Below are 15,592 nucleotides of genomic sequence, written 5' to 3' on the forward strand. Positions count from 1 at the left end.
ACCTCCTTTCATTATGGTGTAAAGCGACTGAATTTAAGTGGTCCGTGAAATATCTTTTCAGCTAATGAATCACTATGACGAATGTATTGTTCGTAAGGAGGAATCGTGTTGACATACATAAGCCAAATTGCGCCTTTTTGATCCATAATTGTGGAAAGTTCTAGTTCGAATAATGAAGAATAAGACTGATCTAGTGTTTGGAATACTTCATTTATAATGTCGTGTAAAGCGTCTTGCAATAGTTGCACACCTGTACTAGATAGTACGTATTTAATTTTTGAAAATGAATGCAATGAATCATCGTCTGTTGCTGAGGGTAAAAGTTGATTAGGAAATGAACTTTTTTGTATAAATTGACCGATAATATTCCAAGTTTGTTCTTTGTTTTTTTGCAAAATAGTTCGAATGTGGAGTGGGTATGTTAATTGATTTGGTGGTTGTAGCATGGTATGCACTATGTAGCGTGATGAACGTATGTTAGATTTACACCAAGATATAAATTCATCTGTCCGCTTGATTGAAAGAGAAGTATGGTATTTTTCATTTACTGTATCGATATGAAACGTTTTATTTTTGTAAGCGACTCGATATAAGTTATCTTTAGAATGTATATTAGTGGGGCGTATAATAATATCTTTAGATTTTAACAACAATTTGAAAATGTTTTGTATCGTTGCCACTTCAAATTTGGGTATATAAGGAGACAGTTTTTTATTAGTAAGAAATAAATCATGTAGTTCACTTAAGTTAATAAGTGTGTTATTTAAAAAGGTAGTGGAAGGACGGTTGTGCAAAGAGTGAATAATTGATTTTGCTTTTTCAAAGTCTGTTTCCTCGTGAAAAGAATAACGATCATATATATAAGAAGGAATAGGGAATGTTTGCTCTTTCCATTTTCCTGTATCTGTATCGTAAATAAGACCAGAAACAAGGTCTGTTTTAGAATCAATACAAAATGGCGTAAACTGGGCAACGACATTATGATAAAGCCGAGCGCGTTTAGCGATTTCGGTGTAATACGTTTGCTCATAATGAAGTTTAGAAGTTAAAAGGCCGAGAACCAACGAAATCACTCCTTTACTACTATTTGCATAATAGGCGAAGCTATATATTGCAAATACGTTTTTATACCATTATACTTTTGTCCGTATGATGATATGCTATAGTTTTGGAGAAGTGAAAGGTTGATTGTAATGAATATATGGTTAAATATGTTAACGACGACAGGACTCGGAGCAATTATTGGGGGATACACGAATCATTTAGCGATAAAAATGTTATTTCGTCCTCATCGTCCTATTTATATCGGAAAGTTTCAAGTTCCATTTACACCAGGGTTAATTCCGAAGCGTCGTGATGAACTTGCTGTTCAATTAGGAAAAATGGTTGTAGAACATTTGTTAACACCAGAAGGAATTGGAAAAAAGCTAACAAATGAAGAGTTTCAAAAAAGTTTAATTCACTGGGCGCAAGTGGAAGTGGATAAAGTAATTACGAATGAACAATCACTGCGACATATGTTAGAAAAATGGAATGTAGCGCATGTAGAAGAAGAAGCGACTCGAAAAATCGAACATGTTATTACAGAAAAAATTCATGCATTTTTAGCAGAGTATTATACATATACATGGGAACAGGCTTTACCTCATTCTGTAAATGAAAAAGTAGAGAATGCGATTCCGAATGTCTCTGCATTTATTTTAGAGCGAGGAATTAGCTTTTTTGAAAGTGAAGAAGGGAAAGCACGTCTTTCAAAAATGATTGATGATTTCTTTGCTTCTCGCGGAACGCTACTTAACTTAGTCGGAATGTTTTTAGGAAATGTAAGTGTTGTGGATCGTGTGCAGCCAGAAGTTATTAAGTTTTTAGGGCAAGATGCTACAAAGCAGCTTTTAACTGACGTACTGCAAAAAGAGTGGGAAAAGTTAAAAGGAAGAGATGTAAAAGAATTAGAAGCATTTGTAGAGAAAGAAATGATTGTAAGCTCCGTGCTGTCAGCAGTTAAAGTAGAGGAAACAGTGAGTAAGTTTTTAAATCAATCTGTTCAGCAAGTATGTGAACCAGTTCGAGAAACAATTATTGAAAAAGTGGTTCCAAGTGCAGTAGCGAAAGGCTTAAAGTGGGGAACAGAAAATGTAGAGAGTATACTAAATAATCTACACCTTGCGGAAATTGTCCAGCAAGAAGTGTCTACATTCTCAACAGAAAGATTAGAAGACTTAGTTCTGTCTATTACGAAAAACGAATTGAAAATGATTACGTATTTAGGAGCGTTATTAGGCGGAATGATCGGGCTCGTACAAGGATTGTTACTATTGTTTCTTAGATAATAAGGTGAGTACATAGAAATAAAAGTGAAATTTCTTCACATCTCTTGCATAGTTTGATATGGTAAGAAGAGGTGCGTATGTAAATGCACGTAAAAGGCAGTGCGAGTGAAAAGCGCTAGCCTTCTAAAGGAGGAAAAATAAAATGACAAAGAACATTCATGATGTTGCATATGAATTACAAAAAGCAATCGCTGAAAACGAAGACTTCAAAACTTTAAAAGAGAGCTACGCAGCAGTTCAAGCTGACACAGCTTCAAAGAACTTATTCGATGAGTTCCGTACAATGCAACTTAGCCTACAACAGAAAATGATGCAAGGCCAAGAAATCACTGAAGAAGACAACCAACAAGCACAAGAAGTTGTAGCTCGCATTCAACAAGATGCTAAAATTACAAAATTAATGGAAACTGAGCAACGCCTAAACGTTGTAATCGGTGACGTTAACAAAATTATCATGAAGCCACTTGAAGAATTATATAGCGCGCAACAACAAGCGTAATAGTGGAAGACGCTCCTATGGGGGCGTCTTTTTTGTTGTAGAAAAAGGCTTATATTTGGAATAAGGGGAACTGTACGTTTTATATTATATATCCGAATAATTCATGTTCGGTAAAGCGTAATCAATTTTTGATGAAATATGAATAAACTTTCATTAGTATTAACTAAGGTTTTTCTTTAAAATTACATATTAGGACAAGGAGGAAGGTGAACTGTGAGGCGTTGTATCGAGTTATATCACTTTAAATATGAAATATCATTAAAAAAGTTGGTACATGTGATAATGGAAAGTGATTTTTTATCAAAATTCTCAGCTAGTAGGAATTTTACTTATAAATGAATCTGAAATTAGGATAAATAATATTAGTATTACAACTAACAAAGTAGAGATTTATTGAATGAATGATAATGTGAAAGTTATTCTATATCAGAGGATAACTATATTTTTTGTGCTTATAACCGTTAAATGAAATGTGTATGCTTTAATTTATGATGACAAAATGTAGAAAATGGAGTTATTGCTGTAGTTAAAAAGGAGTTTTGTACAAAAGTGATTCGAGTATTTAAGTATGAATATCAATTGATTGTAACGTTACTATCGCTTAGTTTATTTAGTTATTTTGCAATCGAAATTATGTTATATCCTAGGGTAGGGATTGAGATAGAGCATCAAGAAAATCATTTGGTGATTAATAATATTGTGAAAAATAGCTGGGCAGCAGAACAAGATCTAGCAGTCGAGGATATTATTGAAAAAATAGATGGGATTCTCCCTGATGATAACTCTAATATTTCATTATATGGTGCTACTGAAAGGGTAAAGAAAATTACAATCAAGAAAGGGGGAACAATAGAACAATATAAAGTAGAGTATAATCCGTACGATAAGCAATTGGTTTATCATCTTTTTTTACCAACTGTGTTTTATCTAACGTGTTTTTTTGTGGCTACATATATTTTAATACGTGCTCCATACTTGAATGCAGGAACGAAAGATTTAATCTATTTTCTGCATTGTTTAGGAATGAGTTACATTAGTATTATGGCGGGGTTACGAAAAGATTCAATAGCGTATATTGTAGTTGCTATTTCTTTAACGTACTCAGTTGTCTTTTTTATAAAATTTATGGACATGTTTACGAAAAACTTGAAGATAAGGTTTATAACAAAAACAAAATTAATCTACATAAATATAATAGCGTTTATTTTAGTTTGTTTAACCATTTTTATTTATTTAAAATATAATGATTTATCGACGAGTTATATTATATTGTTAAGTTCTGTTTTGTTTTTATTAACAGTATATGTATTGTTTAGATTTTATTTTAAAAGTAGAAAAAGTTATTATTTTAAGTTTATAAGAGTTATTATTATGAGCACAATCATATCAGCCATGCCATTTATATTCTTATTTTTAATTCCTAATTTGATAAATTACAAAGAAATAATAAGTGTCGAGACGACAGCGATCTTTTTTTTATTGGTTCCAATTTGCATTTTTTATATGATTATTGAAGGGAAAATATTTGATTATAATTTTGTTATTCATAGAGTTCAATATTATGCTTTACTGTCGATATGTCTAACGGGTTTCATCGTTATACTAGGGATTTTAATTTTCCACAATACTAGCGATAACATATTAGATGTTATTCGATTTGCTGGTATCTTGTTTGTTTCGTTAATGCTTTCTTGCTTTATAAAGGATTATTTGGATTTTAAATTAAGGAAAAAATTATATCATTCTCAGAAAAATTATCAGTTTAGTTTACATAGATTTTTACATCAGGCAAAAAATGAATATAAGTTTTCAAACTTAATTGTTAGCATAAAGAGAGAAATCAATGATGTATTAAGAAGAGAAGAAATATGCTGTATTGAAGTGAGTAAAGGGGATAATTCGCTCCAAATTATTGGGGATGGATATGTTTCTGAAGATGTGCTAAAGCAATTGAATGGATATCAGTTAGAGACATATACTGTTGGTTCCATTATACAATTAGAAGATCATTTTGTGTTTGTTTTGTCCATTTCAGCAAAAACAATGATTATATTGTTATGTAAGTCTAATAATAGGAGAGGTTTGAACATTCAAGAAATTGGATGGTTAGAGACATTGTGTAGTTATGCTGATTTATTATTAGAATGCTCATATCAAGTGGAAGAATTAGTGAATCAGTTGCAAACGATAAATGAACCGAAACAGCCTCCAATTTGGCTTTCAAAGTTACTATTTAATTTGTCTGAAAAAGAGCGGACAAATTTGGCGAGTGATATTCATGATGGTGTATTACAAGACCAAATACGCTTGTCTAGGAAATTAGAGGAATATCATAAAGATATTCCAGATGTCGATATGAAAAAAATAATTAACGAAGTATATGAAGATGTCTTAGATCATATTTATGTCATTCGTGAAACATGTAATAACTTACGTCCTCCATTTCTATATGAATTAGGTTTGAAAAAAGCATTATTAGATTTATTTAAACAAGTAAATCTTAAAGCTACATTTTTCTTCTATTATGAAATTCAAGATAATATTATTCTACCTAATGTAGAATATGAACAAGCAATTTATAGAATTATTCAGGAGTTATTAAATAATGCACTAAAGCATTCAAAAGCTTCTAAAGTTACAATTCGATTATATGAGCAAAATGGATATTTGAATTTAACTTATGATGATGATGGGATAGGAATGGGGATAGATTTAGACGAGTTAAATCATTCTTATAGTAGTTTAGGTTTATCCGGGATTGTAGCTAGAATTCATAGTTTAGGTGGAGAAATGTCAATAGATTCAAAGGTGAATAATGGATTAAAGATTAAAGTTAGTATGAAAATTGATTAATTGATTCAATCTTTAGATGTGGAAGGGATGAAAAAATGATTTCTGTTCTTGTTGTAGATGATCACGTTGCAGTTGGCCTAGGGACTAAAGCATTAATTGAAAGATATGATGATATAGAGGCTGATGTTTTCCATGATAGTGAAGAAATAAGAGAAGTTATGCATAATAAACAGTATGATGTATATTTAATAGATTTACAAATGCCAAAAATAAATGGTTTAGAGCTTTCTAAATATATACTTAGTGTGCAACCAGAAGCAGCTATTCTTATTTTTACAGGATTTGATGTGCTTGCACATTATAATTTATTAATAGATAACGGAGTACTTGGTGTATTAAGTAAAACTTCTTCTGAGAAAGAAGTGGTAAACGCAATCCGCCATGCAGTGAAAAAAGAAGTAGTTCTTTCTCATCAACTTGTAAGACAGTTAAGGATAGTAGAAAATGCATCTAATATAAATGTAGAAGGCGAAATGAAAAATATAATTTCTTTAAATGATGAAGAGAAGATGATTCTAGTTGAAGTTGGTAAAGGAAAAACAAATAGAGAGCTTGCCGAAATATTAAACTTAAGTCAAAGATCGGTAGAATATAAATTGACCGACATATTTCATAAGTTACAAGTTTCATCAAGAATGGAAGCAGTACAAAAGGCGAAAGAACTATGGTTTATTCCAACTATAAATTTTTAATGTAGCTCTTTATTAAATTGCGGTATTCACGCAAGAAAAATGCGTGAATACGAGAGGAATGTTCGGTGATATAAATGGAAGAATATAGTATAGTTACATTAAAGGCAAAATAAACTCGCGAGGACTAACAGCTTAATATATTGCCTTTTATTAGGATGTATAGTCGTATTCAAGTATATACTAATTAATAACAATCAATATAAATATAATTATTTGAAAGACAGTCAATTATTTTAAGACACGGTAAAAAATTGCTGTAATCAGTTATTAGTATTGCATTGTTAAAAGAGTAATTTAGGGTTGAGTTACTCCAATTGATAAAAATCCTATACTTTGTCAATATAGTGATTTTATCGTCCATTATTTGTTGTTATTTTGCGTTTGTTGTTTTTGCTTGGGCCTCCTTTAAGGAGGCCTTTTTTTATAGGAAACGGATGAAGTGCATCCTCAAACATTAAAAACCCCTTTCAAAATAGCCATTTTTTATTGGTTATTTTGAAAGGGGTATACTAATAGCAAGGTACTATAAAATTATTAATAATGTGAATAGGTGGAAGTATTTTTGTACATTTTTAGAAGAGATATAAAAATGTTATTTTAAGATAAACAAAAGGTTGTAAGCGCATTCTTTAAAACTTGTCAAAATAATGTCGAATTCATATTGTTGGAAAAATAATGCATTTGTAATATAATGATAAATGATACTTCACCAGCTTAATTAACTAGGTGAAATTAAAATCTTTATTACACACATTATGAAATAAAGGGTGATTAGTTTTGAGTACAGGTGTAAAAGCAAACGACGTGAAGACAAAAACAAAGGGAGCAGATCTTGTTGTTGATTGTTTAATTAAACAAGGTGTTACACATGTTTTCGGTATTCCAGGAGCAAAGATTGACTCTGTATTTGATGTATTGCAAGAAAGAGGACCAGAGTTAATCGTTTGTCGTCATGAACAAAATGCAGCATTTATGGCAGCTGCTATTGGTAGATTAACAGGGAAACCGGGCGTATGTCTTGTAACTTCAGGACCAGGGACATCAAATTTAGCGACAGGTCTTGTTACTGCGAATGCGGAGAGTGATCCCGTTGTTGCTTTAGCTGGTGCAGTACCGCGTACGGATCGATTAAAACGTACGCATCAATCTATGGATAATGCTGCACTATTCGAACCAATCACAAAATATAGCGTAGAAGTAGAGCATCCTGATAATGTGCCAGAAGCATTATCAAATGCATTCCGAAGTGCGACTTCTACAAATCCAGGAGCAACTTTAGTAAGTTTGCCGCAAGACGTTATGACTGCGGAAACGACTGTAGAGTCTATCGGTGCGCTTTCTAAGCCACAGCTTGGAATCGCTCCCACACATGATATTACATACGTAGTAGAAAAAATAAAAGCAGCGAAATTACCAGTTATTTTACTCGGTATGAGAGCAAGTACAAATGAAGTGACGAAAGCTGTTCGTAAATTAATTGCGGATACAGAGCTTCCTGTCGTTGAAACATATCAAGCAGCTGGTGCGATTTCACGTGAGTTAGAAGATCATTTCTTTGGCCGCGTTGGATTATTCCGTAACCAACCAGGTGATATTTTACTAGAAGAAGCAGACCTTGTTATTTCTATCGGTTATGATCCAATCGAGTATGATCCAAAGTTCTGGAATAAACTTGGCGACAGAACGATTATTCATCTTGACGACCATCAAGCAGATATCGACCATGATTACCAGCCAGAGCGTGAATTAATTGGTGATATTGCTTTAACGGTAAATAGCATCGCAGAGAAATTACCGAAACTTGTATTAAGTACGAAATCAGAAGCGGTATTAGAACGATTACGCGCAAAATTATCAGAACAAGCAGAAGTTCCAAATCGTCCTTCAGAAGGTGTTACGCATCCACTTCAAGTGATTCGTACACTTCGTTCTTTAATTAGTGACGATACAACCGTTACATGTGACATCGGTTCCCATTCTATTTGGATGGCGAGATGTTTCCGTTCTTATGAACCACGTAGATTATTATTTAGTAACGGTATGCAAACGCTAGGTGTTGCACTTCCTTGGGCAATCGCAGCTACTTTAGTAGAACCAGGTAAAAAAGTAGTTTCCGTATCAGGTGACGGTGGTTTCTTATTTTCTGCGATGGAGTTAGAAACGGCGGTACGTTTAAATTCTCCAATCGTCCATCTTGTTTGGAGAGACGGCACATATGATATGGTTGCATTCCAACAAATGATGAAATACGGCAGAACATCAGCTACAGAGTTTGGCGATGTTGATCTTGTGAAATATGCGGAAAGTTTCGGGGCGTTAGGTCTTCGTGTTAACACGCCTGATGAATTAGAAGGTGTGTTAAAATCCGCGCTAGCAGCAGATGGTCCTGTCATTATTGATATTCCAATTGACTATCGTGACAACATTAAATTAAGCGAAAAATTATTACCAAACCAATTAAACTAATGGAGGCAGATTTGAGATGACTGTTGCGCAATTAATTGATATTGATGCGAAAAAAACGAAAACGAGTAATGAAGTATATCAAACATCTACAATGCTTGCGCTATTAGATGGTATATATGATGGTGTAATTAGCTTTGAAGATTTGAAAAAACATGGTGATTTCGGCATCGGCACATTTGATCAATTAGATGGTGAAATGATTGCATTTGATAATGAATTTTATCATTTACGTTCAGACGGTTCAGCGGAAAAAGTAGAGCCAGAAGAAACAACGCCATTTGCGACTGTAATGTTTTTTGAAAAAGAAATGAGTTATACGGTAGAGCGTCCGATGAATCGTGAAGAAGTTGAAGCGTTATTACATGAATTAATGCCAAGTAAAAACTTGTTTTACGGTATTCGAATGGACGGTACGTTTCGTGAAGTAAGGACGAGAACTGTTCCAAGACAAGAAAAACCGTATACACCGCTCGTTGAAGTGACGAAATCACAACCAATCTTTTCATTTGAAAATACAGAAGGTACGCTTGCTGGATTTTGGACACCAGATTATGCGCAAGGTATTGGGGTAGCTGGATTCCACTTACATTACATTGATGATGAAAGAAGCGGGGGCGGACATGTTTTCGACTATGTTATAGAAAACTGTACCATCCAAATTTGTCAAAAAGCTCATATGCATTTAGCACTTCCAGAAACAGCTGATTTTATGGCGGCTGCATTATCAAGAGAAAATTTAGAGGATAATATTGCAACTGCGGAAGGTGCAGAGTAAGAGGGAAAGACTGTTCCATTTTGGAACAGTCTTCTTTTATTCGTAATGTTATTATTTGTCGATAAATCTATATTTCTTGTCGAACCGTTGATATATTGTAAGTTACGATAGATATATTTGAAAAATCGTGGATATATTGTAAGTTACGATAGATATATTCGAAAAACCGTTGATATATTGTAAGTTACGATAGATATATTTGAAAAATCGTGGATATATTGTAAGTTACGATAGATATATTCGAAAAATCGTGGATATATTGTAAGTTACGATAGATATATTTGAAAAATTGTTGATATCGCTTATTTTTTTGAAACAAACGGATGTCCCTCATAATAAAAACGCCACGGATAGTGTACAGCTTCTTCTGCATAGTCGATATTAATACGAGGTCCTGCTGTTATTTTATATTGTGATGATATGTGTTCTTCTTTTGGAACTAATTCAATATGTAACGTATCACTTTGTAACGATACACCGCGTTCTTTTAAAGTGATGCCAAGTGCACGGCATAGTTTGCCAGGACCGTTCGTTAAATTTTTGTACTGCGCTTTTGTAATTTCGGTCTTATTGTAGCGCGCTAGTTTTATTTCTTCTATTCCATCTACCGGCTCAAGAGCTCGAATGAGAACACCTTGTGGGGTGCCCACTGGCGCTGTAATAACGTTAAAGCAATGATACATACCGTAAATTAAATATACGTAAGCATGCCCTGGTGCACCAAACATAACTTCTGTGCGATCTGTCCGTCTGCCTCCATAACTATGTGCGGCCTTATCATCTGGGCCTTTATATGCTTCTACTTCTACAATGATTCCGCTTCGCTTTATTCCGTCTACAATATGAACAAGTTTTTGCCCGAGTAATTTTTTTGCGACTTCTAACGTATCGCCTTCATAAAAAGAAGGAGGTGCCTGCATTGTACTATCTCCTTTGCTAAGTGTATATGTATATAGTAAACCAAATTTTCAGTAGTAATTCTAACTCGTTCTATTTGCTACATTTATTTCATAAATTATGGATAGAGTACAACAGCGAAGAGGGGGAGTGCGACATGATTTATCGCTTACTAGCTCTTAATATAGATGGGACACTACTATACAACAATGGAAAAATTGCAAAAGGATTAAGAGAAACAATTGAATTTGTGAAAAGAAAAGATGTATACGTTACGTTATTTACGAGTCGTAATTTTCAATCCGCCCATAAAGTAGCAAAGGCGTTAAAATTAGATTCTATATTAGTGACACATGGTGGTGCTTTCGTTTCAGCAACGTTAGATAAGCCGTACGTTCAAAGAAGATTATCTGAAGAGAAGACTTTTAACATTGTGCAAGTGTTAGAGCACTTTGATTGTAACGTACGCATTTCTCATGAACGGTTTTCGATAGGAAATCGTGAGAGAAATACACCAAACTTAATTGCGCGCACTGTATTATCAAGCGCAGATCCGTTATTTTATCCAGTTCAATTTGTAGATTCGTTAGGTGACGCGCTTCGTGACCATCCGGTAGCGGCGCCAAAAATTGATGTTCTTTTCCAAACTAAAGGTGAAAAAGAACGCGGGCTAAATACATTAAGAAAAGCGTTCCAAGATGTAGAGTATGTTGAATGTGATTCAAAACGAATAGAAATTTTACCGCAAAATGTATCAAAGTTACGTGGATTACAATTGCTTGGAGAGCATTTAAATATTTCGCTAAATGAAATGGTTGCGATTGGAGATAGTATGGAAGATTTAGAGGTTATTGAAAACGTGGGACTTGGGGTAGCGATGGGGAACTCGCCTGTAGAATTAAAGCAAGCAGCAGATTGGATTACACGTTCAAATAGTGAAAATGGTGTAGAGTACATGATTAAAGAGCATTTCCGTAAGCAATTCCCGCTTCCGTTTTTGAAGAATCATAAAAATACACCGAAACGATGAAAGAAAAACGTAGCTTTTTGGCTACGTTTTTTTGTTGAGCTTATTAAAAGGAATGGAAACGTTTTAAAATGTGAATTGTGTATGAAATCTATACAATTCACTTGAATCCTTTAGAAAACTAATGTAAAGTGAATGATGTTGTCAAAATAGTTACACCACATGAAATATTCTTCATATTAATTTTATTGGGCTCCCATACGTAAAAGTATTTCCGCATGACAGTTTAGTTCACGTATTATTTCAAAAATGAATTGTAGTAATTTTATTAAGTAGTTGTAGCGTTCTTTTGTTGTATTTAAATGGATTATTTTAAGTTAATGTGAGTAAGACCTGGTACATATGAAATGTGCTTCTTTTTGTGATTTTAGGAAGTTTAAAAGGGGGAATGAATTTCTTGAGGAAATCATTTAATCAAAAAATTAAAAAGTTAAGTAGTAGTTTAATAGTTGTATTACTAATATGTATGAATTTTTTAATCCATTTACCATTTAAAGCAGAGGCAGCTACAACAGAGTTAAAAGGTTTAGGTGATGTATCTTATTACAACGCCATCATTTTTGGAGATCATAGTGCAACGAGTGCGGATATTGAAGGTGCGATGGCTGTTCAGAAAAATATGAACGCATCAAGTTATACAGTCGTAGCAGCTGCAACTGGAGCAAATAACTTAGCTGGAGCAACTTGGATAGATGAAGGATATCCATCATTATTACTAGGCGGTCAATTTACGAAAGCGGGAGCAGGACAGGTAATTATTCAAGATGGAACAGTGGCGATGACAAAAGACGGTGACCCAGATGGCGCGATGAAAACATCATATGACCGTATCTCTTATAAAGAGCAAGCGGAGATTGATGCTAAGTTTAAAGAATTTAGAAAAGACGTTGATGGTGTAATTGGGGATGCAAGTAAACTACACACTGATAAGCCAAAACCTAATATGAGTTTTGGAATCGGTGAAGATGTAAATAACCCTAATATTTATGTCTCTTCAGGCCAGACGGGAAAGAAAGCATTTGATGTAAAAGACGTTTTTCTTCCGAATGTAGAGAATAAAGACTTTATTGTTATTTATTCAGATGCAGAAGAAGTGAGTTTTGGTGGCGGTGCAATTTTGTATGATACAAGAAATACTGGGATGGCGACGGATTTAATTAATACATCTCAAGCATACGACCCTATTTCATCTTTTACTGAGTTAGCTAGTAAGGTAATTTGGGTATTTCCTAATGCTACAAAGATAACAACTAAAGGTTATGGTGTAGTAGGTAGTGTGTTTGCACCTAATGCAGTTGTAGAAACAAAAGGTGGTTCTATTAATGGACAAGCCTATGTTGGAGGATTACACCAAAGAGATGGTTTTGAGGTTCATAACTTTAAATTTAACTGGCCAAAATGGAATAGACCAGCAGCTGAAAAAGGACATTTACAAATTAAAAAAGTTGATGAAAACGATGAAAATATTGTTTTAAAAGACGCAAAATTTGATGTTGTAGACAAAGATAATAACGTTGTGGCTACTGTTACAACAAACGAAAAGGGTATTGCGGAAGTTAAAGATTTACCACTTGGTGACTATTTTGTAAAAGAAATAAATGCACCAGAAGGATATATAAAAGTTGATACACCAGTCAAAGTAACAATTGATAATACAAACGTAATTGAACTTGTTATGAAGAATACGAAAAAAGTAGAGAATGGCCAATTTAAATTATTGAAAAAAGATAGTGAATCCGGTCAACTTCTGCCAGGTGCAAAATTTGATGTTATCGATAAAGATGGGAAAGTTGTGGAAACAATTGTTACAGATGATAAAGGTGAAGCCTTATCGAAACGACTTCCAGTTGGAAGCTATACATTAAAAGAAGTAGAAGCACCGAAAGGGTATGAATTATCATCTAGTTCAGTTTCTGTTGATGTAGAGGCTAATAAAGTATTGACTGTAGATGTGGTGAATAAAAAGATTCCCGAAAAAGTAACAGGTCAATTTGAAATTGTGAAAGTAGATGCGGAAGATAAAACGAAGGTATTATCAGATGCAGAATTCGAAGTGTATAAAGAGGGTAAAAAAGTAGATACGTTACGAACAGATAAAACTGGTAAAGTAGTTTCTCAGAAATTAGAACCAGGAAAGTACACATTAAAAGAAACGAAAGCACCACAAGGATATAAATTGCTAAAAGAAGAAATTGAAGTCGTTGTGGAAGCAAACAAAGTAGTAGAAGTACAAGTAGAAAACGCAAAAGAACTAGGAAGCTTACAAGTAACCAAAAAGGATGCAGAGAGTGGAAAAGTTCTAGCAGGTGCAGAATTTAAATTGAAAAATGAAGCTGGTCAAGTAGTTGGAGAAGCGAAAACAACGAATAAAGACGGTGTTGTGAAATTCGAAAACTTAGTGCCAGGAAAGTACACGTTAGAGGAAACGAAAGCGCCGGAAGGTTATAAAGCGCTAGAAGTGATAGTAGAAGTAAACGTTGTAGCGAACGAAGTAGTAAATCAAGAAGTTACGAATGAAAAAGTAACAGGTCAATTCGAAATTGTGAAAGTAGATGCGAATGATAAAACGAAATTGTTATCAGGTGCAGAATTCGAAGTGTATAAAGATGGTAAAAAGGTAGCGGAACTGAAAACAGATGAGAGTGGAAAAGTGATGTCACCGAAATTACCGCTAGGTGAATACACAGTGAAAGAAACGAAAGCACCAGCGGGCTACAAGCTTTCAAATAAAGAATGGAAAGTAACAATTCAAAACGAGAAAGAAGTAGTAAAAGTAGAGGCAGAAAACGAAAAAATCTTAGGTTCTCTACAAATTATTAAAATGGATGATAAAGATCAAACGAAACGCTTAGCAGGCGCAGAATTTACATTGAAAGATGCGAAAGGAAATGTTGTAAAAGAAGGAATTACAACAGATAAGTCTGGAACGGTTAAGGTAGACGGACTTGTGCCAGGTGAATATACGTTAGAAGAAACAAAAGCACCAGAAGGTTATGAGTTAACAAAACAAATAATTCATGTAACAGTTGACGGTGAAAAAGTTATTGATGTAAAAGTAACGAACGGTAAGAGCCTTGGGCAATTCGAAATCGTAAAAGTAGATGCTCAAGATAAAACGAAAGTATTATCAGATGCAGAATTCGAAGTGTATAAGGATGGTAAAAAAGTAGATACGTTACGAACAGATAAAACTGGTAAAGTAATTTCTCAGAAATTAGAGCCAGGAACATACAAATTAAAAGAAACGAAAGCACCACAAGGATATAAGTTGTTAAAAGAAGAAATTGAAGTCGTTGTGGAAGCAGACAAAGTAGTAGAAGTACAAATAGAAAACGCAAAAGAATTAGGAAGCTTACAAGTAATCAAAAAGGATGCAGAGAGTGGAAAAGTTCTAGCAGGTGCGGAATTTAAATTAAAGAACGAAGCTGGTCAAGTAGTTGGAGAAGCGAAAACAACGAATAAAGACGGCGTTGTGAAATTCGAAAGCTTAGTGCCAGGAAGGTATACGTTAGAAGAAACGAAAGCGCCGGAAGGTTATAAGGCGTTAGAAGTAACAGTAGAAGTAAATGTTGTAGCGAACGAAGTAGTAAAACAAGAAGTTATGAATGAAAAAGTAAAAGAAGAAATTACAGGTCAATTAGAAATTACAAAGGTAGATGCTAATAATACAAATAAAACATTAGCAGGCGCAGTGTTTGAAATTTGGAAAGACGGAATAAAAATCGACACATTAACAACAAATAAGAGCGGTAAAGCGACTTCTAAGAAGTTAGAACCAGGAGATTACACTTTAAAAGAAATCCAAGCGCCAGAAGGATATACTTTATCCGATAAGGAAATGAAATTTACGATTTCTAATGAAAAAATTGAAGTTGTAAAGCTTCAAATTACAAATAAAAAAGATACAGATAAAGATCCGGAAAAACCAGGTGAAGGAACAGGAAAACCAGGTGAAGGAACAGGAAAACCAGGTGAAGGAACAGGAAAACCAGGTGAAGGAACAGGAAAACCAGGTGAAGGAACAGGAAAACCAGGTGAAGGAACAGGAAAACC

The 15,592-nt window shown here is 34.0% G+C and carries 10 protein-coding genes; 8 read left to right on the plus strand and 2 right to left on the minus strand.

All coding sequences use genetic code 11. From position 1 onward, the window contains the following. Nucleotides 1-11: 11 nt before the first annotated feature. On the minus strand, nt 12-1,064 hold the full coding sequence (locus tag ACTFR3_RS25755; RefSeq protein WP_000242824.1) for a YheC/YheD family endospore coat-associated protein: 1,053 nt from the start codon (nt 1,062-1,064) through the stop codon (nt 12-14). 129 nt (nt 1,065-1,193) lie between these two features. Here ACTFR3_RS25755 and ACTFR3_RS25760 point away from each other — a divergent pair, with 129 nt between their 5' ends. The 6 genes from ACTFR3_RS25760 (at nt 1,194) to alsD (ending at nt 9,615) form a co-directional block, all read left to right on the plus strand. Continuing rightward, nucleotides 1,194-2,330 (plus strand): DUF445 domain-containing protein, encoded by a 1,137-nt coding sequence (locus ACTFR3_RS25760; RefSeq protein WP_440044957.1) that lies wholly within the window; start codon nt 1,194-1,196, stop codon nt 2,328-2,330. Between the two features lie 142 nt (nt 2,331-2,472). Beyond that, nucleotides 2,473-2,829 (plus strand): YlbF/YmcA family competence regulator, encoded by a 357-nt coding sequence (locus tag ACTFR3_RS25765; protein WP_000164614.1) that lies wholly within the window; start codon nt 2,473-2,475, stop codon nt 2,827-2,829. 549 nt (nt 2,830-3,378) lie between these two features. Further along, nucleotides 3,379-5,682, plus strand: coding sequence for an ATP-binding protein (locus ACTFR3_RS25770; protein WP_440044958.1), 2,304 nt, complete (start codon nt 3,379-3,381; stop codon nt 5,680-5,682). A gap of 35 nt (nt 5,683-5,717) precedes the next feature. After that, entirely contained in the window at nt 5,718-6,374 is a 657-nt protein-coding gene (locus ACTFR3_RS25775; protein ID WP_000626498.1) for a response regulator transcription factor, read from the plus strand. 777 nt (nt 6,375-7,151) lie between these two features. After that, entirely contained in the window at nt 7,152-8,840 is a 1,689-nt protein-coding gene (gene alsS, locus ACTFR3_RS25780; RefSeq protein ID WP_000103520.1) for an acetolactate synthase AlsS, read from the plus strand. Between the two features lie 16 nt (nt 8,841-8,856). Continuing rightward, nucleotides 8,857-9,615, plus strand: coding sequence for an alpha-acetolactate decarboxylase (gene alsD, locus ACTFR3_RS25785; protein WP_440044959.1), 759 nt, complete (start codon nt 8,857-8,859; stop codon nt 9,613-9,615). 302 nt (nt 9,616-9,917) lie between these two features. Here alsD and ACTFR3_RS25790 read toward each other — a convergent pair whose 3' ends face one another. Then, on the minus strand, nt 9,918-10,535 hold the full coding sequence (locus tag ACTFR3_RS25790) for a DNA-3-methyladenine glycosylase (RefSeq protein WP_001148797.1): 618 nt from the start codon (nt 10,533-10,535) through the stop codon (nt 9,918-9,920). Nucleotides 10,536-10,669: 134 nt separating this feature from the next. Here ACTFR3_RS25790 and ACTFR3_RS25795 point away from each other — a divergent pair, with 134 nt between their 5' ends. After that, nucleotides 10,670-11,542: a Cof-type HAD-IIB family hydrolase gene (locus ACTFR3_RS25795; RefSeq protein WP_000640431.1), complete on the plus strand. Its 873-nt coding sequence runs from the start codon at nt 10,670-10,672 to the stop codon at nt 11,540-11,542. Nucleotides 11,543-11,936: 394 nt separating this feature from the next. Then, the coding region (locus tag ACTFR3_RS25800; RefSeq protein ID WP_440044960.1) for an MSCRAMM family protein at nt 11,937-15,592 on the plus strand (3,656 nt) is incomplete at its 3' end.

This window comes from Bacillus cereus group sp. MYBK14-1 (genome assembly GCF_051916885.1).
Taxonomy (GTDB): domain Bacteria; phylum Bacillota; class Bacilli; order Bacillales; family Bacillaceae_G; genus Bacillus_A; species Bacillus_A cereus.